At 47.4% G+C, this 23020-nt stretch carries 23 protein-coding genes and 1 tRNA gene; 4 read left to right on the top strand and 20 right to left on the bottom strand.

Annotated elements, in window-relative coordinates:
• Positions 1-852 precede the first annotated feature (852 nt).
• The 3 genes from DN599_RS12195 to rimI all read left to right on the top strand — a co-directional run bounded on the left by DN599_RS12195 (position 853) and on the right by rimI (position 1904).
• Positions 853-929, top strand: a tRNA-Trp gene (locus DN599_RS12195).
• 200 nt (positions 930-1129) lie between these two features.
• Positions 1130-1471 carry a DNA polymerase III subunit psi gene (locus tag DN599_RS12190; RefSeq protein ID WP_162599202.1) on the top strand — a complete coding sequence of 114 codons (342 nt, stop codon included), beginning with the start codon at positions 1130-1132 and terminating at the stop codon, positions 1469-1471.
• The gene (rimI, locus tag DN599_RS12185) at positions 1461-1904 is read left to right on the top strand and encodes a ribosomal protein S18-alanine N-acetyltransferase (RefSeq protein WP_110457844.1); all 444 of its coding nucleotides are present in this window, start codon (positions 1461-1463) and stop codon (positions 1902-1904) included. Before DN599_RS12190 ends, rimI begins: the two co-directional genes overlap by 11 nt.
• Before the next feature lie 87 nt (positions 1905-1991).
• Here the strand turns inward: rimI and lipA are convergent, their stop codons facing one another.
• From lipA to leuS, 14 genes are all read right to left on the bottom strand, one after another.
• Positions 1992-2957 carry a lipoyl synthase gene (lipA, locus tag DN599_RS12180; RefSeq protein WP_110457843.1) on the bottom strand — a complete coding sequence of 322 codons (966 nt, stop codon included), beginning with the start codon at positions 2955-2957 and terminating at the stop codon, positions 1992-1994.
• Positions 2950-3609 (bottom strand): lipoyl(octanoyl) transferase LipB, encoded by a 660-nt coding sequence (gene lipB, locus DN599_RS12175; protein WP_110457876.1) that lies wholly within the window; start codon positions 3607-3609, stop codon positions 2950-2952. Before lipB ends, lipA begins: the two co-directional genes overlap by 8 nt.
• Before the next feature lie 94 nt (positions 3610-3703).
• A complete protein-coding gene (gene ybeD, locus DN599_RS12170; RefSeq protein WP_110457842.1) occupies positions 3704-3970 on the bottom strand; it encodes a DUF493 family protein YbeD in 267 nt (88 codons plus the stop codon).
• Positions 3971-4091: 121 nt separating this feature from the next.
• On the bottom strand, positions 4092-5264 hold the full coding sequence (locus tag DN599_RS12165) for a serine hydrolase (RefSeq protein ID WP_110457841.1): 1173 nt from the start codon (positions 5262-5264) through the stop codon (positions 4092-4094).
• 126 nt (positions 5265-5390) lie between these two features.
• The gene (locus DN599_RS12160) at positions 5391-6209 is read right to left on the bottom strand and encodes a septal ring lytic transglycosylase RlpA family protein (protein WP_204165127.1); all 819 of its coding nucleotides are present in this window, start codon (positions 6207-6209) and stop codon (positions 5391-5393) included.
• Complete coding sequence (mltB, locus tag DN599_RS12155; RefSeq protein WP_110457875.1) at positions 6199-7179, bottom strand: lytic murein transglycosylase B; 981 nt, start codon at positions 7177-7179, stop codon at positions 6199-6201. The genes DN599_RS12160 and mltB overlap by 11 nt, the downstream gene beginning before the upstream one ends.
• Before the next feature lie 42 nt (positions 7180-7221).
• On the bottom strand, positions 7222-8328 hold the full coding sequence (gene rodA, locus DN599_RS12150) for a rod shape-determining protein RodA (protein ID WP_110457839.1): 1107 nt from the start codon (positions 8326-8328) through the stop codon (positions 7222-7224).
• A complete protein-coding gene (gene mrdA, locus DN599_RS12145) occupies positions 8315-10198 on the bottom strand; it encodes a penicillin-binding protein 2 (RefSeq protein WP_110457838.1) in 1884 nt (627 codons plus the stop codon). The genes rodA and mrdA overlap by 14 nt, the downstream gene beginning before the upstream one ends.
• 79 nt (positions 10199-10277) lie before the next feature.
• A complete protein-coding gene (gene rlmH, locus DN599_RS12140; protein WP_110457837.1) occupies positions 10278-10748 on the bottom strand; it encodes a 23S rRNA (pseudouridine(1915)-N(3))-methyltransferase RlmH in 471 nt (156 codons plus the stop codon).
• Positions 10748-11077 (bottom strand): ribosome silencing factor, encoded by a 330-nt coding sequence (rsfS, locus tag DN599_RS12135; protein WP_110457874.1) that lies wholly within the window; start codon positions 11075-11077, stop codon positions 10748-10750. The genes rlmH and rsfS overlap by 1 nt, the downstream gene beginning before the upstream one ends.
• A 131-nt stretch (positions 11078-11208) precedes the next feature.
• Positions 11209-11850, bottom strand: a complete 642-nt coding sequence (gene nadD / locus DN599_RS12130; RefSeq protein ID WP_110457836.1) for a nicotinate-nucleotide adenylyltransferase — start codon at positions 11848-11850, stop codon at positions 11209-11211.
• 1 nt (position 11851) lies between these two features.
• The gene (holA, locus tag DN599_RS12125) at positions 11852-12883 is read right to left on the bottom strand and encodes a DNA polymerase III subunit delta (RefSeq protein ID WP_110457835.1); all 1032 of its coding nucleotides are present in this window, start codon (positions 12881-12883) and stop codon (positions 11852-11854) included.
• Positions 12883-13377 carry an LPS-assembly lipoprotein LptE gene (locus DN599_RS12120; RefSeq protein WP_110457834.1) on the bottom strand — a complete coding sequence of 165 codons (495 nt, stop codon included), beginning with the start codon at positions 13375-13377 and terminating at the stop codon, positions 12883-12885. Before DN599_RS12120 ends, holA begins: the two co-directional genes overlap by 1 nt.
• Positions 13378-13483: 106 nt before the next feature.
• Positions 13484-16075, bottom strand: a complete 2592-nt coding sequence (gene leuS / locus DN599_RS12115) for a leucine--tRNA ligase (RefSeq protein WP_110457833.1) — start codon at positions 16073-16075, stop codon at positions 13484-13486.
• 120 nt (positions 16076-16195) lie between these two features.
• On the opposite strand from leuS, the gene DN599_RS12110 reads away from it, so the two are divergent.
• Complete coding sequence (locus DN599_RS12110) at positions 16196-16696, top strand: zinc ribbon-containing protein (protein ID WP_110457832.1); 501 nt, start codon at positions 16196-16198, stop codon at positions 16694-16696.
• Positions 16697-16850: 154 nt separating this feature from the next.
• Here the strand turns inward: DN599_RS12110 and lnt are convergent, their stop codons facing one another.
• The 6 genes from lnt to DN599_RS12080 form a co-directional block, all read right to left on the bottom strand.
• Positions 16851-18413 (bottom strand): apolipoprotein N-acyltransferase, encoded by a 1563-nt coding sequence (lnt, locus tag DN599_RS12105; RefSeq protein WP_110457831.1) that lies wholly within the window; start codon positions 18411-18413, stop codon positions 16851-16853.
• A 26-nt stretch (positions 18414-18439) separates the two neighbouring features.
• Entirely contained in the window at positions 18440-19315 is an 876-nt protein-coding gene (gene corC, locus DN599_RS12100; RefSeq protein ID WP_110457830.1) for a CNNM family magnesium/cobalt transport protein CorC, read from the bottom strand.
• 26 nt (positions 19316-19341) lie between these two features.
• Entirely contained in the window at positions 19342-19818 is a 477-nt protein-coding gene (gene ybeY, locus DN599_RS12095) for an rRNA maturation RNase YbeY (RefSeq protein ID WP_110457829.1), read from the bottom strand.
• A complete protein-coding gene (locus DN599_RS12090; protein ID WP_110457873.1) occupies positions 19808-20851 on the bottom strand; it encodes a PhoH family protein in 1044 nt (347 codons plus the stop codon). The genes ybeY and DN599_RS12090 overlap by 11 nt, the downstream gene beginning before the upstream one ends.
• Positions 20852-21074: 223 nt before the next feature.
• The gene (miaB, locus tag DN599_RS12085) at positions 21075-22499 is read right to left on the bottom strand and encodes a tRNA (N6-isopentenyl adenosine(37)-C2)-methylthiotransferase MiaB (RefSeq protein ID WP_110457828.1); all 1425 of its coding nucleotides are present in this window, start codon (positions 22497-22499) and stop codon (positions 21075-21077) included.
• Positions 22500-22597: 98 nt separating this feature from the next.
• Positions 22598-22900: a hypothetical protein gene (locus tag DN599_RS12080; protein WP_110457827.1), complete on the bottom strand. Its 303-nt coding sequence runs from the start codon at positions 22898-22900 to the stop codon at positions 22598-22600.
• Between the last annotated feature and the right edge of the window lie 120 nt (positions 22901-23020).

The following is a 23020-nucleotide window of genomic DNA, read 5'->3' as shown; positions in this document are numbered from 1 at the left end:
GCCTCAGCTTAGTGATAAAGAAGCTGAGGCCTACACGTCCACGTACTACTTTTTCGCTCAAGATGAGCCAATATGATGCTTTAAAATGAGAGTAGGGCGAATATCGTGGTAGCGATGTGTTTATGGCAGAAGTTTTCTCCAGGCATTTACTATAGCCCCCTACATCTATATATCGGTTAGCATGACGTTTTAGCGTAGCTGACCATTTCCAGATACCTAAATATCTTCAAAAAAAGCATTTTAGAAAGAGAGGCGAATAATTGCTAGCATGCAGTGCAGGGATTCGCTTTTAACATTATCATTCGAACATGGGGGGTATAAAGCCTGTGAACGGCGTAAGGTGTAATACCTATGTTGAGGTCGTTAATGTCTCCTCAGTAACTCTTAGATGCATTACGCTGTCTCCTACATTCTATAGCACTCCCGCTATTCTTGGCGCTTGTAGTATGGAGTTCCTGTATTTATCAAGAGCAGCTTAAAACTGGATAATAACCGCTTAAGATTGGTTACCATCTGGGCTGCACAAGATTAGCTATAGAAGTCGATAATAGATGCTCAATTACAAGGTCACTAATTCAGTGTTCCAATAAAGGTTTATGAAGGAATCTTATTGATCTTGGTTTGTTGAGCCTTTTTAAGTCCACATTTACCGCTAGATTCAGATGCTTTGCCTCGTTGTGTTTCATGGAAGGGAAAAGTCATCTAGTGAACTAATGGCGATTAACTTAGGATAAAACGTACATAATATCGATGATATAGGTTGTCTTGCATGAAAAAGAGGCAGTCAGGTGATTTAGCTTGAAAAAGTACTTTACCTTTGGAGGCTGTTTTTGCATAATGCCCCACGTCAACAGGGGTGTAGTTCCAATTGGTAGAACAGCGGTCTCCAAAACCGATGGTTGCGGGTTCGAGTCCTGCCACCCCTGCCAAATTAAAGAAGCCGTTCAGAAATGAACGGCTTTTTGCTTTTCTGCTTTTATTAAATGTGGATGTCGATCGATACGTTTACTGTGTTAATACCTGTCAAAGTGTTTGCCATCTTCCTCGTGTTTAACGACTTGCTTTAGTTACTCCAGTGACATTCTAACTGTGTAACTGGTATTCTTGTGTCGTATTTGGATTGATTGGAGTGAACTTGAATAGAGACGATTATTTGGACGCGATGGGGGTAACCCGTTGGACCGATGCTAATAATGTATTGCCTAGGGCTGTTATTCTGCTTGATTATAGTGGGCAACTCGATCTCAGTCATCCGATCATCCAAATTGTGCTTAGGCTTGTTGATGTAGAATCCGCTCAAGTTCAACTAACCACTAAATTACAACATAATATTCTTTGGGATATGCGTAAGTTAAAGCTGCCTAAAGTGAACTCTGTAATCAGCTCCGCCCCTTTGAATGAGCTTGAGCGTGACGTTCAGGCTAAGCGGGCGCTTTGGCAATCGATATGCGAGCAACAGCATGCATTATAAGTTAAGGGCTTTATCGCTGGCTGATGCGGGCAAGGTTGCTGAAATAGAGCAACGTTGTCACCCATTTCCTATGTCTATAGCAACGCTTGAGAGTTGCTTTGGGCGTTTCTATCATGTCATTGGTCTTGAGATTGATGGCGACCTCGTAGGATTTGCCATTTTGCACTTGTTATTTGAGGACGTCACATTGATGGATATTTGCGTGTCACCAGAAAATCAAGGCAAAGGACTTGGTAGAGTGTTATTAGATGCTGTAGTCGATTTAGCGGCCTCTGGTGGTGCAGAGCGGATAATGTTAGAGGTTAGGGCATCGAGTACTGCGGTGATCCGTTTGTATGAAAGGGCGGGTTTTGTTAGTACTGGTTTACGGGTTAACTATTATCAACATGAGCTAGGCAAGGAAGATGCGGTGTTGATGGAGCGATTATTATAGGCTTACCTGCAACAAATATTGTGATAAAAAAATAGCGCCTTGCGGCGCTATTTTTAGATTAAAACTTGTTGCGGTTAAAAGAAGCGCTTATTTAACTTCTTTGCCTTGCGCTTGCAGATCGGCATGGTAGCTAGAGCGAACCATTGGGCCACATGCTGCATGGGTAAAGCCTATCTTTTCGGCAAATTCTCTTAGCTCGTCAAACTCCGCAGGCGGAACATAACGTTCTACCGGCAGGTGAAACTTAGAAGGTTGAAGATATTGGCCTAGTGTGAGCATTTCGACGTTATGAGCGCGCAGATCTTGCAATACTTCAGCGATCTCTTCGTTGGTTTCACCAAGTCCCATCATCAATCCAGACTTCGTGGGAATTGATGGATGACGCTCTTTAAATTTCTTCAGCAGATCCAGTGACCATTGATAGTTGGCGCCAGGACGGGCCTTACGATAGTGCTTCGGCGCCGTTTCTAAGTTGTGGTTAAACACATCAGGCGGCTCTGTGGCTAAGATGTCCAGTGCGGCATCAATACGGCCTCTGAAGTCAGGCACGAGAATCTCAATTTTGATCTCTGGATTTAATATCCGAATTTCACGAATGCAGTCGGCAAAATGTTGTGCTCCACCGTCTCTAAGATCGTCACGATCGACAGAGGTGATCACCACATATTTAAGCTTCATATCGCGAATTGTTTGTGCAAGCTTGACGGGCTCTTCGGCATCAGGCTTTAGTGGTCGGCCATGGGCTACGTCACAAAACGGACAGCGGCGAGTACAAATAGCCCCCAAAATCATGAAGGTCGCAGTGCCATGGTTAAAGCATTCTGCTAAGTTCGGGCAAGATGCTTCTTCACAGACAGAGTGCAAACCGTTTTTACGCAGTGCTTGCTTGATGTCGATAATACGCTGATTAGAAGCAGGTAATTTTACCCTTAACCAATCGGGTTTACGTAACATTGTTTCGCGCTCTGAAGGCACGATCTTAACTGGAATGCGTGAGACCTTATCGGCGTCACGTAACTTAACTCCCGGTTGTAGTCTTTCAGGCCTATTCATATGACTTTGCTAACCCTTGATGATGTTCTAAATGATGATAGCCCAGTGTTTGGCTAAAGGTTTGGATAAGTTTTTCGCCTGCTTCTATGACGGTTTGAGGTCCGTTTAACGGTTTGCATTGCGCCATCTCTAAACCGGCATACCCACAGGGGTTGATGCGTTGAAATGGGGACATATCCATATCGACATTAAGTGCAAGGCCATGAAACGAGCATCCTTTGCGGATACGTAACCCGAGAGAGGCAATTTTGCGCTCATCGACATAGACACCCGGCGCATCGGCTTTGGGATACGCCTGGATATCATACATGGCTAGCATGTTGACGATGCTTTGCTCTATATCGGTCACCAGCTGGCGCACCCCAATTTTGAGACGCTTGATATCCAGTAAAGGGTACGCTACCAGTTGTCCAGGTCCATGATAGGTGACTTGGCCACCTCTATCGACTTGAATAACGGGGATGTCACCTGGATTAAGTATATGTTCACTCTTACCTGCTTGACCTTGGGTAAAAACGGCTGGGTGCTCTACTATCCAAAGTTCATCTTGGCTGTGCTCATCGCGAGTATCGGTATAATGCTGCATGGCATGCCATACCGATTCGTAATCTTGACAACCAAGATGACGAATGTGTAAAACTTTATCCTTCAAGGGCAACCTCTCCCCTTAGCATTTTGTGCGCTTATTATACGCGCGAAATTAAGAAATGTAATATAGATCACACCTCTTCTTGTATGGCACTGGATTAGAGCACGCGTTTAACACCGTCAATCGCGGCTAACTCAACGTACAGCGTCTCAATTTGTTCTTTGCTGTCGACCGTCACTTTGATGGTGATGGAGTTATAAGTGCCCTTGCTCGACGCTCTAGTGGTCGGAATATAGTCACCTGGTACATGGCGCTGCACAACGGCAACGACATCATCGGCCAGTGTGCCTCTTGCATCACCAACAACTTTAAACGGAAATGCTGCAGGGAACTCCATGAGCTCGTGAAACTTAGTGTCTAACATTGGTTTTAATCTCTTGCCGAAATAGATGAGGTATTAAATGGGGCGCATTATACCTAATTCAACCCCTGTAAGGTAAAACAAAAAGGCCACCCAGAGGTGACCTTAGTCTTGCGTGGTTAAATTAGCTGAACCAGCTGGCAAACATCTGCTTGAAGTAATCCATTAACTTACTGAACCAGCTACCTTCATTGACTTCTTGTAAGGTAACGAGTGGGAACTGGGCTACATCTTTACCATCAAGCTGGAAATAGAGGCGTCCGACAACTTCACCTTTGGCGAGTGGCGCGGTAAGTTCTTTATTCAGTTCAAAGTTAGCTTGAAGGTTTTGCGCCTGGCCACGGTAAATGGTGATAGGGGTGTCTGTGGTGACGCCCAGATCAACAGTTTCTCGGTCGCCGTACCAAATTTTTTGAGTAACAAAACTGTCACCGGCTTGATACGGAGTGATGGTTTCAAAGAAGCGGAAACCATAATTGAGTAGTTTTTTGCTTTCAGCCTTACGCGCTGACTCGCTTGCCGTGCCCATGACTACAGAAATAAGACGCATGCCATCTTTAGTCGCTGAGGTGACGAGGTTATAACCAGCGCCTGACGTGTGGCCAGTTTTGATGCCATCGACATTTAAGCTTTTATCCCACAATAAACCGTTACGGTTGTATTGCTTAATGCCATTAAAGGTAAAGGATTTTTCAGCGTAGACTCGATACTCCTCTGGTACATCTCGGATTAATGCCGCACCAAGGATCGCCATATCATAAGCGGTGGTTTTATGATTTTCCGAGTCAAGCCCATGTGAATTTTCAAAATAGCTGTCGGTCATGCCAAGCTGCTGTGCCCATGAGTTCATCATGTTAACAAAACCATCTTCAGTACCAGCAATATGCTCCGCCATCGCGACACAAGCATCGTTACCCGATTGAATGACGATACCGCGATTAAGGTCCTCCACAGTCACTTGCTTACCGACTTCGATAAACATCTTGGATGAATCAGGGAAGTTCTTTGACCAGGCTTTTTTGCTAATAGTAACCTGATCGGTAGGCGCGATATTGCCCACTTTGATCTCATGACCGATAACATAACTGGTCAACATTTTAGTCAAACTAGCTGGGTTTAAGCTTTCATAGGCATTTTCTTCAGCAATAATCTGCCCCGAATGGTAATCCATCAAAATATAAGCTTTAGCTGCGACCTTTGGTGCGTCTGGCGTAACCACTGGCGCGGCGCTGACAGCGGTAAAGGAGAGTGAGCTTAGAAGGAGCAGTGATTTAGCGTATTGATTTATCAATTTCATATTAAAAAGGCACGTCTTTTGGTTGAATGCGAAAAGAAAGCAGCTATCAGGCCGAGTATATCATTAGTCGACTCTGTAATTGAGTGAAGGTTCATTAATCTTCATTAAATTGAGTCAATTATTCATCTACTCTACGACTAAGTAGCTTTGCGGAAAACCATTTTGCCGCAGGGTTTGATGTAATTCGGCAGCAATTTGCTGCCGACCAATGGGACCCAATTGAAGCTTATATAAGTCTCCCGTTTGCTGAATACGGGTTTTTACTTGGTACTGGCTAGCTAATTGGCCAGATAGCTTATCGATGCGGCGCTTATCTGATGATGCCACCACTTGCACATAATGCAAGTCGGTACTTTTGAGTTCGGCAAGGGCAGCCGATTCTGGGTTCTCAATATAAATGACCTCAACCTTGACTTTGGCCGTCCCGGTTTTGAGCATATCGAGTCGATGGGCGGCGGCGTAAGACAAATCAATCAAGCGCTCATCATGAAACGGGCCTCGGTCGTTCACGCGCACGATCACACTCTTGTTGTTGGTTAGGTTCGTGATTCTAGCGTAACTGGGTAAAGGCAGGGTTTTGTGGGCCGCCGACATTGAATACATATCATAGGTTTCACCATTCGAGGTAAGGTGACCATGAAACTTGGCGCCATACCATGACGCAACTCCGGTCTTCTGGTAGCCTTTACCCGTATCGAGTACGCTATAGGTCTTACCGCGAACAGTGTAACTTTTACTGTTTCCGCCACGGCTGTAGGGTTCAAATCTAGGATGCGCGTCTTCAACCTTGGTGACATCTGGTGTGTGTGTAGGCGCCGTATCGTCACTCATTTTATAGCGGCGATCGCTGTTTGATGAGCATGCGCCAAGTAATAAAATACATACCATTAAGCTGGCGTGATACAGACAGTGTTTCTTATGATTAAAGCGGTAACTATTTAACATATGAGTCTTTCAGTTGTTGGCTGAATTGATAAACGGCCATGGCGTATAAGGGGCTGCGGTTGTAGCGAGTGATCACATAAAAGTTGTGCAATCCTAACCAATAATCGGTTTGCTGAGCTTGAACCAGCTCAACGATCATCGCTGGCTGGTTGATATCTAAGTCGGTATTTTGGGCCAGTGAAATCTGAGGCGAGAGTATATCGGCCACCTGGTAATGTAACTTTTCACCTTGCCACACCTTTAAATGCTCGGGTAGCGTATGATTGGTTAAGGGCAAGGCTATTGGCTCGCCTTTTTGCCAGCGATGTTGATGAAAGTAGTTAGCAACGCTGCCAATAGCATCGATAGGATTTCCTATTAAGTCACGCTGGCCATCATTATCAAAGTCTACGGCGTAATGGCGATAACTCGAAGGGATAAATTGCCCAAAACCCATCGCGCCCGCATAAGAGCCTTTTAAGTTGCTGATATCAAGTTGCTCCTCTTTAGCGAGCATCTGCAGATTAGCGAGCTCCTTGCTAAAGAACTTGGCTCTAGGAGTATAGTGAAACCCTAGGGTATATAGCGCATCGATGACAGGGTAATTTCCCAAATAACCACCATAAAAGGTTTCGATACCAATAATGGCTACAATGATCTCCGGTTCGACCTGAAACTCATTGGCGGCCTTAGTTATAGTATCGGCATAACGTTGCCAAAACTCGATACCTTTAGCTAGGCGTTGCTCGGTAAGAAAAATGGGTTGATAAAGATGCCAAGGTTTGGCTTCCCAGGGGGTGGTGATTGCATCGATGACTTTTTGATTATAATTAGCCTTGGCAAGAAACTGCTCTACCTCTGATGCGGTAAAGCCTGCATCGAGTTGTGCTTGAATAAAAGCTTGCTTGGCGGGGCTAATATCACCATCGGCAGCGACTACAGTTGCAGCTTGGGTCGTTGGCGAGGTCAGGCTCAGTGTGAGGGCGGCCATAATGACAATGAGGGTCGATCTTAGCTTCACTCTGGTGCTCCGTTATCGGTCGACAAAACGTCTATGGGTATGAATGCTCATTAAGATACCAAAGCCAGCCATCAGTGTCAGCATCGAGGTGCCTCCATAACTGATTAGGGGCAATGGCACACCAACCACAGGTAAAATACCCGACACCATGCCTATGTTGACAAAAATATACACAAAGAAGGTTAAAGTAATACTGCCAGCGAGTAAACGGGCAAAACTGGTTTGTGCCCGCGTGGCAATGACTAAGCCGCGACCAATTACGTATAAATAAAGCGCCAATAAAAATAGGCTTCCGATCAAACCAAACTCTTCACCAATGACGGCGAAGATAAAGTCGGTATGACGCTCGGGTAAGAATTCCAATTGTGACTGAGTTCCATCTAACCAGCCCTTGCCCAATAAACCTCCTGAGCCGATAGCAATTTTCGACTGAATAATATGGTAGCCCGCGCCAAGGGGATCCTTTTCAGGATCGAGTAAGGTTAATACTCGTGTGCGCTGGTAGTCATGCATTAAGAAAAACCACAGCACAGGTAACATGGCGAGTACGCCGCCGACAAAACTGCCGACAATCGCCCAGCTCATGCCCGACAAAAACAGTACAAATATCCCCGAAGCGGCGACCAAAATCGAAGTGCCCAAATCAGGTTGCTTGGCAATCAACAACGTTGGAACCAGCAGTAACACCCCCGCACCCGCTAGGTAGCGTTTCTTTGGTGGTAGAGGAAACTTACTGATATACCAGGCCATCGTGATGGGAAAGGCCAGCTTAATAAGCTCTGAGGGTTGAAACTCCATAAAGCCCAAGTTTAACCAACGCCGAGCCCCCTTGTTTATCTCGCCAAAAAAATGCACCCCGAGCAACAGCACAATCCCGGCAATATAGATGGGGAATGCCCAGCGCCTGAAGACTTCAGGGTTGATCTGTGCCACAAATAGCATGATGGCCAGCGATAAGCCGATACGCACTAACTGACGTTCCATTAGGGCAATATCTTCACCGCCAGCAGAATAGATAACAAATAGGCCAAAGCACATCAGTGCCAAGATCCCCAGCAGTAGGGGCAGGTCTATGTGTAAACGCTGCCAGATGTTAGGGCGATAGCTATGGGCGGTCATTGTTCGGCGCTCCAACGGTGACGGTGGGAGACTCATCTCTGAGAATATATTCATCGAGTAAGGCGCGTGCGACGGGACCTGCGTTAGCACCACCCCACCCAGCATTTTCGAGTACCACGGCTAATACAATTTTGGGGGACTCATAGGGCGCATACGCAATGACAAGCGCATTATCGCGTAGGTGCTCATCAATGGTATCGGCATCATACTTTTCATCTTCTGCCACGGTAAATACTTGTGCCGTACCCGTTTTCATCGCGGCGGTGTATCCGGCGTTGACAAAGCGCGATTTATGCGCCGAGTCTTTCATGGCGGAGTTGATGATCTCCCAATTACGAGGGTCTTTCAGCTCCAGCGGGGGCATTTTATCGATCAAGGTATCGACCTTGGTGGTGTCGTTTTCTACCGATTTAAGCAGGTGAGGCACAAATCGCTGGCCATTATTGGCTAAGATAACCGTTGAATTAGCAAGCTGTAGCGGGGTGGTAGTCCAATACCCTTGGCCAATTCCCACTGAAATGGTGTCACCTATATACCAAGGCTGGTTGTACTTAGCGCGCTTCCATTCTCGAGAGGGCATGATGCCGGCAGATTCTTCGAAAATATCCACTCCAGTACGTTCACCAAAGCCAAATTGCAGCATAAAGTGGCTCATCTTATCGATGCCAGTCTTATAAGCTAAATCATAGAAGTAGGTATCGCAGGAGTGTACTAGTGCACCATTAACATCAACCCAACCATGGCCCCAGCGTTTCCAATCGCGATACTTATGATCGACATTGGGGATCTGCCAAAAACCCGGATCCCAGACGCGGGTTTTCGCGGTGACGACTTTATCTTCTAAGCCTAATAGCGCCATATGGGGTTTTACCGTTGAGGCCGGTGCATATTGCCCTTGAGTCGATCGATTAATTAAGGGGCGTGAGCGCGAGTTAAGCAGCTCGCCATAGGCTTTAGAGCTAATGCCGTGTACAAATTGGTTCGGATCGTAAGTTGGGCTAGAAACCATGGCTAATATTCCGCCATCGCGGGGATCGATAGCGACAATTGAGCCGCGCCTACCGTCTAATAGCTCCATGGCCTTTTTTTGCAGCTGCAGATCTAAGGTGAGATGGATATCTTGGCCAGGTATCGGTGCGACTGACTTGAGGGTCCTAATGGTGCGACCACGGTTATTGACCTCTTCCTCTAAGTGACCTGGGGTGCCATGCAATAAATTTTCGTAAAACTTTTCGATGCCTTGCTTACCAATATCATTGGTGGCGGCGTAATTTTTCCATAAGCCAGCGCTTTGAAGGGCTGCTTGATCGCGGTTGTTAATTCGGCCGACATAGCCAAGTACATGGGTCATTAAACCGTTGTAAGGGTAATGACGTTTAAGGCCTGCATCGATAGAAAACCCGGGAAATTGATGTTGGTTAACACTAAAGGCGGCGACTTGCTCTTCTGTCAGGCGATTTTTAACCGTAATAGGCTTGAAGCGGCGATGATATTTCAAGGCTTCGAGGAGATTTTCTCTTTCATCGTTACTGATCTCAATCACCTCGTTAAGCGCATCGAGGGTCGAAGCTACGTCAGTGACTTTTTCGGGGATCAGCTCAAGCGAGAAGAAGGGTTGATTTTCTGCCAGTAGTTGTCCATGGCGGTCATAAATCAGGCCGCGGCTCGGTGCAACGGGAACCACTCGAATGCGATTGTCATTGGAGCGGGTTTCATAATCGGTGTAAGAGAGGATCTGCAACTGATAGAGATTGGTGAACAGGATGCACAATAACACCACGACACATATGAAAGTAAAAATCGCTCTTCGCTTGAACAGTGAGGCTTCGGCGGCATGGTTATGCATCGCCATCCGTTTACGTGGCGCCAATTATACTCTCCAGCAGTAAGTTGGTGTTCGCAATCATTAGCCTATCCTGTGGTGTCCTACGGGCATAGGAGCGTAAGGGTTATTCTCGATGATAGGGATGGTTATTGTTAACGCTCCAAGCGCGATAAAGGCTCTCGGCCACCAATACCCTAACTAAGGGGTGAGGTAATGTCAGTGCCGAAAGACACCAGCTTTGTGTTGCCGCTTGCTTGCAGGCGGGAGCAAGTCCCTCTGGGCCACCAATCAGTAAGCTGACGTCGCGTCCATCATGTTGCCAACGGCTAAGCTGGGTAGCCAGTTCAGGTGTTGTCCAGTTTTTGCCGGGGAGATCGAGGCTAACGATATGATTACTTTTAGGTATCGCCGCTAGCATCAGCTCGCCTTCTTTATGAAGAATTCGAGCTATATCGGCATTTTTTCCACGTTTACCCGCTGGGATCTCAGTTAATTCGAAAGGCATATCCCGTGGAAAACGGCGCTGATACTCTTCAAATCCAGTGGTAACCCAACTGGGCATACGGGTGCCTACGGCAACTAGCTGTAACTTCATTACTCTGGCTTTTCAGACCACAGCTTTTCAAGCTGGTAAAAATCACGGGTCTTGTCTTGCATTACATGCACAATAACATCGCCTAGGTCGACGAGAACCCATTCGCTGCTATCACGACCTTCAACACCATTGATGTGCAGGTTGGCACGTTTAGCTTCTAGTACCACGTTTTCAGCAATCGCTTTAACGTGAGTCTTAGATGTTCCTGAGCACACCACCATAAAATCGGTGATATTTGATTGCTCACTCACATCTAATACTGTGATATCTCTTGCTTTTAAATCTTCGACTTTGTCGATGACAAATTGTTTTAGCTCGGCGCTTTGCACGCGGTTTTCCTCATTCATTTTTGACAGCGGGGCAGTATAACAGGTTATCTTGCCAAAGTAATCGCCTATAGGCAGCATCGGCAGGGGATTTTTAGCAAATTAGAGCGCCGATAGCAACGCTTGTATCGCGATCAACGGTACAGTTGGTGCTCGGTAATATAGTCGCGAACGACTTTGGGCATGGCGTCAGCGGGCAAGGTGTTGTTAGCTAGTTGCTTTCTTATTTGCGTCGATGAGTAAGGTTGCTCTGTAATGGCCACTGGCAGAATAAGCCCGCCATATTGCCCCCGCTCTGTGGCGATGGCTAGGCTGGTTTTATCGCCGCGACGCTGTTCAAGTAACTGCTGCATGTGGGAGGCGTTTGCTAACTGCCAGCCTGGTCGTTGGCATACCACCAAATGGCACAGCTCGAACAATTGCTGCCATTGATGCCAGCTAGAGAGGTTGATAAATGAGTCCATGCCCATAATAAATAACAGTTGATCATTCGGGTGCGCCGCACGTAAACGTTCAAGCGTGACCACAGAATATGACGGGCTGCTACGTTTAATTTCGATATCACATACCTGCATTTGTGGGTATTGCTGGCAGACTAAACGCGCCATTTGCAGCCTATGTGCACTGCTGCACATAGGCTGAGGCTTGTGCGGCGGAATGTTATTTGGCATTAGCCACACTTGGTCTAACCCAAGTGCCTGCTGCACCTCAAGTAACGGTGTGATGTGACCATAGTGGATCGGGTCAAAAGTGCCGCCTAACAAGCCGATATTCATTTTATGCTAGTTCGATATGGCTCAAGTGCTTGTGAGCGTTAGGATCGTATAACAGGCATAGATGGCTCAAGGCGGTCCAATCTTCGACGCCTTGTTGTTTGAGTCTCAGCTCGGTTTTGGATGCAAACGCCAGCATGGCTTCGATTTGCGTTAGGCTTAAACGCGACAGCGCCGCTTGGTATAACGTTTTACGTTTATCCCAAATACGCAGTTTGCTCCATAAGCTACTGACATTGCCGCCCAGCTCTTGCGCTTGCTTTAGCTGTAATAGCGTGGTCAGCTCTTTAAATTGGCTCCACAATAAAATGGGCATGGCTACGCCTTCGGCCTGCAGTTGCGACAACATATGCTGCGCTTTATCTTGCTGATTATTAAGCAGCACATCGGCTAACTGGAAAACGGTAAAGCGAGATTGATCTTCAAAGTATTGTTCAAGTTGTTGGCTGTCGATCAGATCGTTAGGGTTGAGCAACAGCAGCAGTTGCAACGCTTGATCGGCGGCGAGCAAGTTACCCTCATACAGGTTAAACAGCATCTGCTGTGCATCTTGGGTCAGCCGTAACTTGAAGTGAGCTATTCTGCCTTGCAGCCAGCGCTGAAATTGCGCGCCTTCAGGCGTGGTGCACGGAATATAAACGCCTTTGGCGTCGAGACTTTTAAACCACTTAGATTTAGTCTGTTCGCTGGCTAATTTGGGGCCGGTTAGCAGCAATAAGATATCGGGGTTATCGTGTTGCATTAACGCTTGCAACTGTGCACTGCCATCACTGCCAGGCTTGGCTTGGGGTAAAGACAACTCAATAATACGGCGGCTCGCAAACAGGCTCATGGTATTCCACTCTTCGAGCAAGTCTGGCCAATTAAACCCTGTTTCTTGGGTGAGTTGAATTCGCTCTTCGAAACCGTCGCGTTTGGCTTGAGCGTAGATTAAGGATTTACTGGTTTCGCACAGCCAAGGATCATCGCCAAAGACTAAATAGCATTGGGCTAATGGCGTGAGCTGTTTGGCTAATTGATCTGGATAAATCCGCATCAATTAGTCTCGATTGAAGCCAAAATTTGAATAATTTGGTCTGCGGCTTGGATGCGCATCTCTTTAACCAGTAGCTCCATTTCACGGCTTTTAGCCAGTGCGGTGCGCGGGTCATCGAGGTAGTCGCGATGAATTGCCACTTCAAAACGCTGTGCATCACGTTCAGGCAGTTGCACCGCAAATGAGACTAGGTAGTTGAGCTCATACTCGGCGACATTCCCTGTGGGATATAAGGAGAGTGTGGTTCTGTCGAGTGAATCATTAAGGATGCTCAGCGTGGGTAAGGTCGCGTTCGCGTCAACCACATTGATGCTGTTAAGACGTAAGCGTTCACGTACCAAGCGGGTGAGTTCGCTGTATTGATCTTGACTGCTAAGATGCAGTGATTTGAGCGCATCGGGAATAGAGTAACTGCGCTGCAGTTTAAAGCCGCAACCGCTGGTGGCCAAAAGGGTCAGGGTTAACAGGGCGAAACACAGGCGTTTAATAAACATAAGTGAGTCTGTTCTTCCTAAAGTAATGATGCTCAGCCTAACAACATAGGCTGAGCATTGCAGCACCTGAATCACAAAGGTTATTCAGGTGCCGGGCTTGCGACAGTTAGCTTGCTACGATATTGAGCAGCTTACCAGGGACATAAATCACTTTACGTATGGTTTTGCCTTCGGTGTGTTTAATCACGCCTTCTTGCGCCATACCCAAAGCTTCAACTGCGTCTTTATCGGCATCGGCCGCGACAGTGATTTTAGCACGTAGCTTGCCGTTAACTTGCACTATGATAAGTTTACTATCTTCCACTAGCGCCGCTTGATCGACTTCAGGCCACAGCACCTCTTCGATCGCTTGTTCGTGCCCTAAAGCTTGCCATAGGCTGAAACACGTGTGCGGAATGATTGGGTACAGTAGACGTACCACAGCGCAAAGTGCTTCTTGCATTAAGGCGCGGTCTTGCTCGCTCTCTGCTGGGGCTTTTTGCAGACGATTCATCAACTCCATCACCGAGGCGATGGCGGTGTTAAACATCTGACGGCGCTCAATATCATCACCCACTTTAGCAATGGTCTTGTGCAGCTCGCGGCGCAGCTCTTTCTGTGCTGGATTGAGCGCAGTGAGATCTAAGCTCGTGGTCGCCCCTTGAGAGACATGGTCGTGTGCCAGTTTCCATAAACGCTTGATAAAGCGATGCGCGCCTTCAACACTCGACTCTTGCCATTCCAGAGTTAGCTCTGGTGGCGCAGCGAACATCATAAACAAGCGTACGGTATCGGCGCCGTATTTATCGACCATCTCTTGTGGGTCAATACCGTTATTTTTAGATTTAGACATCTTGCTCATGCCGGTATAAACCAGTTCATGGCCTTGGCTGTCTATCGCTTTAACGATACGGCCTTTGTCGTCCGTTTCGGTGACGGTGGCATCACTTGGTGAAATCCAAACACGGGCGCCTTTCTCGTCGTTGTAGTAGAAAGCATCGGCCAACACCATTCCTTGAGTCAATAGGCGTTTGGCTGGCTCATTACTGTTGACTAGGTCCATATCACGCAGCAATTTGTGGAAAAAGCGGAAGTAAAGCAGGTGCATACATGCGTGCTCAATACCACCGATATATTGATCCACAGGCAACCAATAGTTGGCTTTCGCAGGATCTAACATCTGGTCTGCGTGTGGGCTGCAGTAACGAGCATAGTACCAAGATGACTCCATAAAGGTGTCAAAGGTGTCTGTCTCTTTGAATGCTTCTTGGCCATTAATTTGAGTCTTGGCCCACTCTTTGTCCGCCTTGATTGGGCTTTGAATACCATCCATTACCACATCTTCTGGCAAGATGACCGGCAGTTGATCTTCTGGCGTTGGCATTACAGTGCCATCGGCGAGCGTGACCATAGGAATTGGCGCGCCCCAGTAACGCTGACGAGATACTCCCCAGTCGCGTAGACGGAAGTTAACTTGGCGTTTACCTTTACCTTCGCTCGATAGTTTGGCATCGATGGCATCGAATGCTGCTTGGAAGTCTAGGCCATCTAGCTCTGGGAACGCGTCGCCAGAGTTAAACACAATACCTTTTTCGGTATAAGCTTCTTTACTAATATCAAGCTCACCATCGACTGGCTTAATCACGCCCTCGATTGGCAGGCCATATTTAGTGGCAAATTCATAGTCGCGTTGGTCATGACCTGGAACCGACATCACCGCGCCAGTACCGTAGTTCATCAACACAAAGTTAGCCGCCCATATAGGCACTAATTTACCCGTGAGTGGATGAATCGCTTTAAGACCAGTATCGACGCCTTTTTTCTCCATCGCAGCCATAGCGGCCTCGGTGGTGTCGGCATTTTTACACTCCTCGATAAAGTCTTTAAGTGCGGGGTTGTTGGCCGCGGCTTGCTCAGCGAGTGGGTGACCGGCGGCAATCGCCACATAAGTCACCCCCATTACTGTATCGGGACGCGTGGTATAGATATCGAAACTCTGTTCGCTATCAGCCACTTGGAAGGTCATCTCTATGCCTTCACTGCGACCAATCCAGTTGCGCTGCATGGTCTTAACTTGCTCAGGCCATTCATCGAGTTGGTCGATGTCGTTGAGTAGCTCTTCGGCGTAATCGGTGATTTTAATAAACCACTGAGGGATCTCTTTTTGCACCACTTCGGTGTCACAGCGCCAACAGCAGCCGTCCTGTACTTGCTCATTGGCGAGTACGGTTTCATCGTTGGGGCACCAGTTAACCGCTGAGGTTTTTTTATAGACTAGGCCTTTTTCGTATAACTTGGTGAAGAACCATTGTTCCCAGCGGTAGTACTCTGGGGTACAGGTGGCGATTTCACGGCTCCAGTCGTAGCCAAATCCCAGCATTTTTAGCTGGTTTTTCATGTAGTCGATATTTTCGTAAGTCCAAGGGGCTGGCGCCGTCTTGTTATTGATTGCCGCATTTTCAGCAGGCAGGCCAAACGAGTCCCAACCGATAGGTTGTAGGACATTTTTGCCCTGAAGACGCTGGTAACGCGCAACTACATCGCCTATGGTGTAGTTGCGAACATGGCCCATATGGAGTCGGCCAGAAGGGTATGGAAACATCGAGAGGCAGTAAAACTTCTCCTTGCTTTCATCCTCGGTTACTTCAAATGTTTTTGTGTCTTGCCAGTGCTGCTGCACCTTAGCTTCAATCTCTGAAGGTAGATATTGCTCTTGCATTGATGATTCCCGGCCATGTCGCCTATTATTTGATCTTGCGCACGTTGCGCGCGAGTGAGATCTGCATAGAATAAACTAGAAGTGAGTCATTAAAAAGGTTCGCATTAAGGAGTATTGAACATGAGTCAAAGAAGTGCCGAATTACTATCGCTTTATCAGGCCCTGATCTCGCAGGTTAAATTGGATTTTGCTGATGATAACTCTATGACAGTAAAGGAGTTATATAAGGTTGTCACTAACAGTAAGGACTTTTTGGCTCTCAAGCAACAAGCTAAAACGGAAGAGTTAGCTTTAGTCGAACAATTTTTAAAACGTGATATCGCAGATTACTTGCAAGAGAAAAATGCCTCCGACTTAAGCCATAGCCCCACAGTTATCGCGGTTGAAAATACGTTATGGCATTGGTTAAGTGAAATCACTGATCGTAGCCAAGTGGAGTGGCATGAGGTCACGCAAGATTTTAAACATAATGGTCTGTATCAAAGTGGTGAAATTATCGGGCAAGGGACGTTAGTCTGCACCGCCTGTGGCCATGAGATGCGCATTGAATTTCCTGGGGTGATCCCCGACTGTCCTGAGTGTGATTGTGGGCAGTTTACTCGTGAGGCGTTAACGCCTTAGGGTTAGCTTGTGAGTGTCGCCAATCGCTTTGACGGCGCACGGTAGCGCTAACGATTCTTTGTTCTTAGCGCTACCATCTCTATCGAAACGGCTAGGTGTTTAACTTAATGTTTAACCGCTTTTCATACCGGTGCAGTGGGTGATTGATAATCGCTCAGCGCACCGTCCATCGGCGTATCATCACATACCCCAAAACGCCCCAGCTAAATAGCAATATTGGCCATTGTCCCCAGCGGCTAAACAGTGTTGTTCCTGTCATCAGTGGAATACTTGCGTGTAATACCCCGGTTTCAAATTGCGGTAAGCTGGCGGTGATCTCACCATCAACATTAACCACTGCAGTGACGCCATTATTGGTGCCCCTGACTAAGGGCCGACCCAGTTCAATGGCCCGCATCTGGGCAATCTCCATATGTTGCAAAGGGCCATTTGAGCGGCCAAACCAGGCATCGTTAGACACAGTCAGCAGTAGTTCGGTGTCGCTGGTCACATTCGCGCGCAGTTGCTCAGGAAAGGCAATTTCGTAGCAAATAGCGGGCGCGACTTGATGGCCTAGGGCATTGAGATTAGGTTGCTGATAATCGCCGCGCGCAAATGAGGACATGGGTAAATTAAAAAAGGGCGCTAGCGGACGCAGTAAAGCCTCAAAAGGCACAAATTCACCAATAGGGAGAAGGTGATGCTTTCTAAACTCATTAATTCCATTGGCTTGATAATCCGGGCTACTTTGCATCGGCGCCTGGTGATTGCCTAAGACAATAAGCGAGTTATAAAACTGCTGTTGTTGACGGCTGATAATGCCGGTAATGATGGCGCTATTATTAAGATTGGCCACCTGATTGGCATTGTCGAGAAAATCACTCACCATATCTTCAGGAGCGGGAATTGCAGCCTCTGGCCAGATAAAAATGTCGGTATTGGCAAATTCTGGTCGCGACAAGTCCATATATTTAAGCATGGTGGGCCATAGGGCTTCGGGCTGCCATTTCATGCTTTGGGCAATATTGCCTTGCACCAAGGTGACATTAACCTGCTTACCGGTAGGCGTGATGGGTGACAGTACTTTAGTCATGTAGCTCGCTGAGCAGGCCACTAATACGATGATGAATAAAGGCGCGCCGCGCTTTGCCAATGATGTTTTATGAGCGCTAAACAGCAACGCAAGCGCGCCAGCCAACAGTGCTACTAGGTAACTGAGGCCGAGTGCGCCGATCACACTGGCTAATGGACTCAACGGGCCGCTGGTTTGGCTGTATCCCGCCCATAACCAAGGAAACCCCGTCAATACCCAGCCACGAGACCATTCGGTGAGCACCCAAAGGGCCGGGAAGAGTAATAGGTTGCGCAGGTAATGTGATTGCGGCGTCAGCTTGGCCAGTAAATAGCCTGCCAGCGCAGGATACAGTGCCAAATACAGGGCCAATAACGCCATTAATCCAATAGAGGCCGCCAGCGGCAGGCCGCCGAAGGTGTCCATGCTCACGTGCACCCAGCTAATGCCTACTGAGAAGCAGCCAAAGCCAAAGCTAAGCCAATAGTAAAATGTCAGCTTCGGTGAGAGTGGCTGGCTTTGACTAAGGGCAAAGGCCATTGAAACCAGATAGATAGGCCATAGGCCATAGGGAGCAAACGCAAGGGTAGTGCTGGCACCCGCCAGATAGGCGAGCACCAGTTTTAACCAAGGTTGATGGGCTATAGCCCTAAGTGGTAGCAGCATTTAAGCCTCATCAAGGGGATACGAAACTAGTCGTTATCGTTGTCAGTTTGGTTATCGGGCAATTTAACCCTGAGTTGGACCAGTCTGCGGGTATCGGCGCTAATGACTTTAAATTCTATATCGTCGATCATCACCTTTTCATTACGCTCAGGCAGGTGCCCAAAAGCATGGGAGACCAAACCACCGACAGTATCAAATTCTTCGTCACTAAAGTGAGTACCAAATTTTTCATTAAAGTCTTCAATGGGCGTTAAGGCTTTAACCATATAAAGCTGTTTGCCCACTTGACGGATTTCCGTTTCTTCGGCCGAATCGTGGTCAAATTCATCTTCAATTTCACCGACAATCTCTTCGAGAATATCTTCAATCGTCACCAAGCCCGATACGCCACCATATTCATCGACGACAATCGCCATGTGATAGCGTTGTGAACGGAACTCTTTTAATAAGACATCAACACGCTTGCTCTCTGGCACAACAACAGCAGGGCGGATCACTTGCCCTAAAGAAAAAGGTTCGTCGTTGTTTTTAAAGCCGTATTTAAGCAGATCTTTGGCAAGTAAAATGCCTTCGATATGATCTTTATCTTCGTTGACGACAGGAAAGCGAGAGTGTGCAGAACCAATGACTGTCGATAGTAGTTCTTCAACTGTACTATCAATCTTTAGCGCCACAATTTGTGCTCGTGGGATCATGATGTCACGCACGCGCAGATCGGAAACTTCTAAAACACCTTTTATCATCTCGCGAGTGTCTTCGCTAATCACTTCTCTTAGCTCAGCATCGTGGATCACTTCCACTAACTCGTCGCGACTCTGTGGTTCGCCCTGGAATAACTGACTTACTTTTTCAAACCAGCCCTTCTTGTGGGCGTTGGTACTCGGTGGGATGTCATCGCTCATAGTAATTTCCTGGCTATTACAGCCAATTATTGCTCCTTGTAAGGATTAGGAAAGCCTAGGCTTTCAATCAGTTGAGTCTCTAAGGACTCCATCTCTTCTGCTTCGCTATCATCGATGTGATCATACCCTAGCAGATGCAGACAACCATGTACAACCATATGAGCCCAGTGGGCTTCTAAGGCTTTATCTTGTTGTTTTGCTTCAGCTTCGACAACGGGTACGCAGATCACTAAATCGCCAAGTAGTGGTAATTCCACTTCTGGAGGCGCTTCAAACGGGAATGATAGCACATTTGTCGGCTTGTCTTTACCGCGATAGCTATGATTTAAGCGTTGGCTCTCTTCTATGTCAACCAGTCGAATCGTCATTTCAGCTTCGGCCATAGTGTTGCCCAGTGCTAAGCGCACCCAGGTTTCAAATTGTGCCTGAGTCGGAAGCGCTTGGCTGTCGGTTGCAATTTGCAGGTCGAGACTCAATGCAAGAGTAGGGTGATCAGACATCATGTTGGGCTTGTTCCTGGGATTGATATTGGCTTGCGCGCTTGGCTTTTTCGCTAGCCATTTTTTGCTCATGGGCTTCATAAGCTTCGACAATGCGGGCCACAACGGGGTGGCGCACCACATCTTTGGCTTGGAAAAAGTTAAAGCTCACCTCATCGACATCACTAAGGACTTCAATGGCGTGACGCAGGCCTGATTTTTGGTGCTTGGGCAGATCTATCTGAGTAATATCGCCGGTGATCACGGCGCGCGAATTAAATCCGATGCGGGTTAAAAACATTTTCATCTGCTCGACGGTGGTATTTTGGCTTTCGTCTAAGATGATAAAGGCATCGTTTAGGGTTCGTCCGCGCATATAGGCCAGTGGCGCCACTTCGATAACGCTGCGTTCAATTAATCGTTCGACTTTTTCAAAGCCCATCATCTCAAAGAGGGCATCGTATAGCGGGCGCAGATACGGATCGACCTTTTGGCTTAAATCACCTGGCAGAAAGCCCAGTTTCTCACCGGCTTCAACCGCAGGGCGCGTCAGTAAGATGCGTCTTACCTCTTGGCGCTCGAGCGCATCGACCGCGGCGGCGACCGCAAGGTAGGTTTTACCCGTACCAGCAGGGCCAACGCCAAAGCTGATGTCATGGCGGACGATATTGGCTACATAATCACTTTGGTTAGGGTTTCTGGGCTTAATGACACCGCGTTTGGTTTTTATATACAGCTCTTTGTCATCGCGGGGGGCGTCGGCCTCTAGGGCGATGGCAGCTTGAATGGCCATATGAACAGCGTCTGGCTCTAAGTCAGGAGTACTGCCTCGTACAGGCTGGGTTTCAACATACAGCTCTTTGAGTAAGTTGTTGGCGGTTAAGCAGTTGCGTGGCAGGCCAACAATTTGAAAATGGTTGTTGCGGTAATTGATCTCAACACCGATGCGGCGTTCTAACTGTTTGATGTTGTCATCAAAAGGGCCGCATAGCGATGCAAGCCTACGGCTGTCAGCGGGTTCGAGATACAAATTGAGGGTGGTTAATTTATTTGACAAAAATAACTCCAAATGATGTTTGTCTGTATCCACAAATAGGGTTAACTCAGACAGTTTACGAGGCATTAAGTTGAAATGCTAACGCTAATTTTAGTGTTCGATGCCATTAAAAGGGGGCCACAGGTGTAGTGGCCTATGTGTACTGGCAAGTCGAGTGAGCAATAAAAAAGCGACTGTGATGCACAGTCGCTTTGATTCAACTTATCGTTGTCACTCGCCCAAGTTAAGGGATGTACTGGGTGACGCCTAGCTCATCATCTTTCTTATGCTTAGCCAAGATGTCAGATGGACGAAGGTCGCGACGTAAGTCCATCTCATCTTCACCACGGATAAAGATACCGCGCAATGAGTTAGTGTAAACATCGACAATTTCAACATCGACAAAGCTGCCAATGTGCTTAGGATCGCCCTCGAAGTTCACCACGCGGTTATTTTCGGTGCGTCCACGAAGCTCCATTGGGTTTTTAACCGATGGCCCTTCGACTAAGATACGCTGCACGGTACCGAGCATTTGACGACTGTAACGCATCGCTTGCTGGGTGATCCTGTCTTGCAATATGGCTAAGCGCTCTTTTTTCTCTTCCATTGAGACATCATCTGGCAGATCGGCCGCAGGCGTGCCCGGACGAGCGCTGTAGATAAAGCTAAAGCTGTGGTCAAATTGCACATCTTCTATTAGCTTCATGGTGTCGGCGAAATCCTGTTTCGACTCACCAGGAAAGCCAATAATAAAGTCAGAGCTTATCTGAATATCGGGACGTGCTTTGCGTAGACGACGAATGATAGATTTATATTCAATCGCCATATGACCGCGTTTCATCTGGGTCAAAATTAGATCGGAACCCGACTGCACAGGCAGGTGCAGGAAGCTCACCAATTCTGGTGTATCTTCATAAACATCTATGATGTCTTGGGTAAACTCGATGGGGTGGCTAGTGGTGAAACGAATACGGTCGATACCATCAATAGCGGCTACATAACGCAGCAGTTCGGCAAACGTGCAGATGTCATCGTCGTGGGTGGCCCCACGATAAGCATTCACGTTTTGGCCAAGTAGATTGACCTCACGGACTCCTTGTGCCGCCAATTGGGCAATCTCAAGAATGACATCATCGAGCGGGCGGCTGACCTCTTCACCGCGAGTGTATGGCACTACGCAGAAAGAGCAGTATTTGCTACAGCCTTCCATGATAGACACGAAGGCGCTTGGTCCTTCGGCACGCGGCTCAGGTAGACGGTCAAATTTTTCGATTTCAGGGAAACTGACATCGATAACCGCTTTGCCGCCTTGCTGGATTTGGTCAATCATTTCAGGCAAACGGTGTAAGGTCTGTGGCCCAAAGATCAGATCCACACACTGGGCTCTGTCTTTAATCGCCTTGCCTTCTTGTGAGGCGACACAGCCACCAACACCAATGATAAGATTAGGCTTTTTATCTTTTAAGGTTTTCCAGCGACCAAGTTGGTGAAACACCTTTTCTTGCGCTTTTTCACGGATAGAGCAGGTGTTAAGCAGCAGTACGTCTGCCTCTTCTGCATTATCCGTTAAGGTATACCCTTGGTATTCGTCTAGTAGGTCGGCCATCTTTGATGAGTCATACTCATTCATCTGACAGCCCCAAGTTTTAATATGGAGTTTCTTACTCATCAGTTTTGCGCCGTGGTTGCAATTACTGGGAAAAATAGCGCGACATTTTACCCTTTGAGCACCACTCTGGCTAGCTTTTGCGCGTTATATATTAGAAATTACTCCGGGCTAAAGGTTTTTGCCGTTAACATTGACGTTGTGTCGAAGGCCGATTCAAGGGCTGCGCTTTCGAAGGCTTGCGCCATTGCAAGGCTGCTGTTTCTGGCTTGATCTTGTATGCTGTCATAAATTTCTACTCTGTATTGACTGCGCCATTCTGTCGTATATTGATATAGGGCATAATCGAGCGGCGCGCGATAGGTTATAGTCATGGTTTCCATGGCGGGGGCCTGATCGGCTAACGCCACATTGGCGATTAATGCGCTGGTCATCATTACACTGGCAATCATTGAGCGTTTCATAGTGAACCTCTAATGCAATAAATAGTGAATGTAGGTGCATAAGTGAGTATCCATACTGACTAACGTCCACAACCACTATAGAACACGCTGAGCTTGGGATTGGCCGCCTTTGTAACTGAG

This window comes from Shewanella algidipiscicola, assembly GCF_900380485.1.
In the GTDB taxonomy this organism is placed as follows: domain Bacteria; phylum Pseudomonadota; class Gammaproteobacteria; order Enterobacterales; family Shewanellaceae; genus Shewanella; species Shewanella algidipiscicola.
The sequence above is the reverse complement of the archived record's forward strand: the minus strand, read 5'-3'. Positions and strand labels throughout refer to the sequence as shown.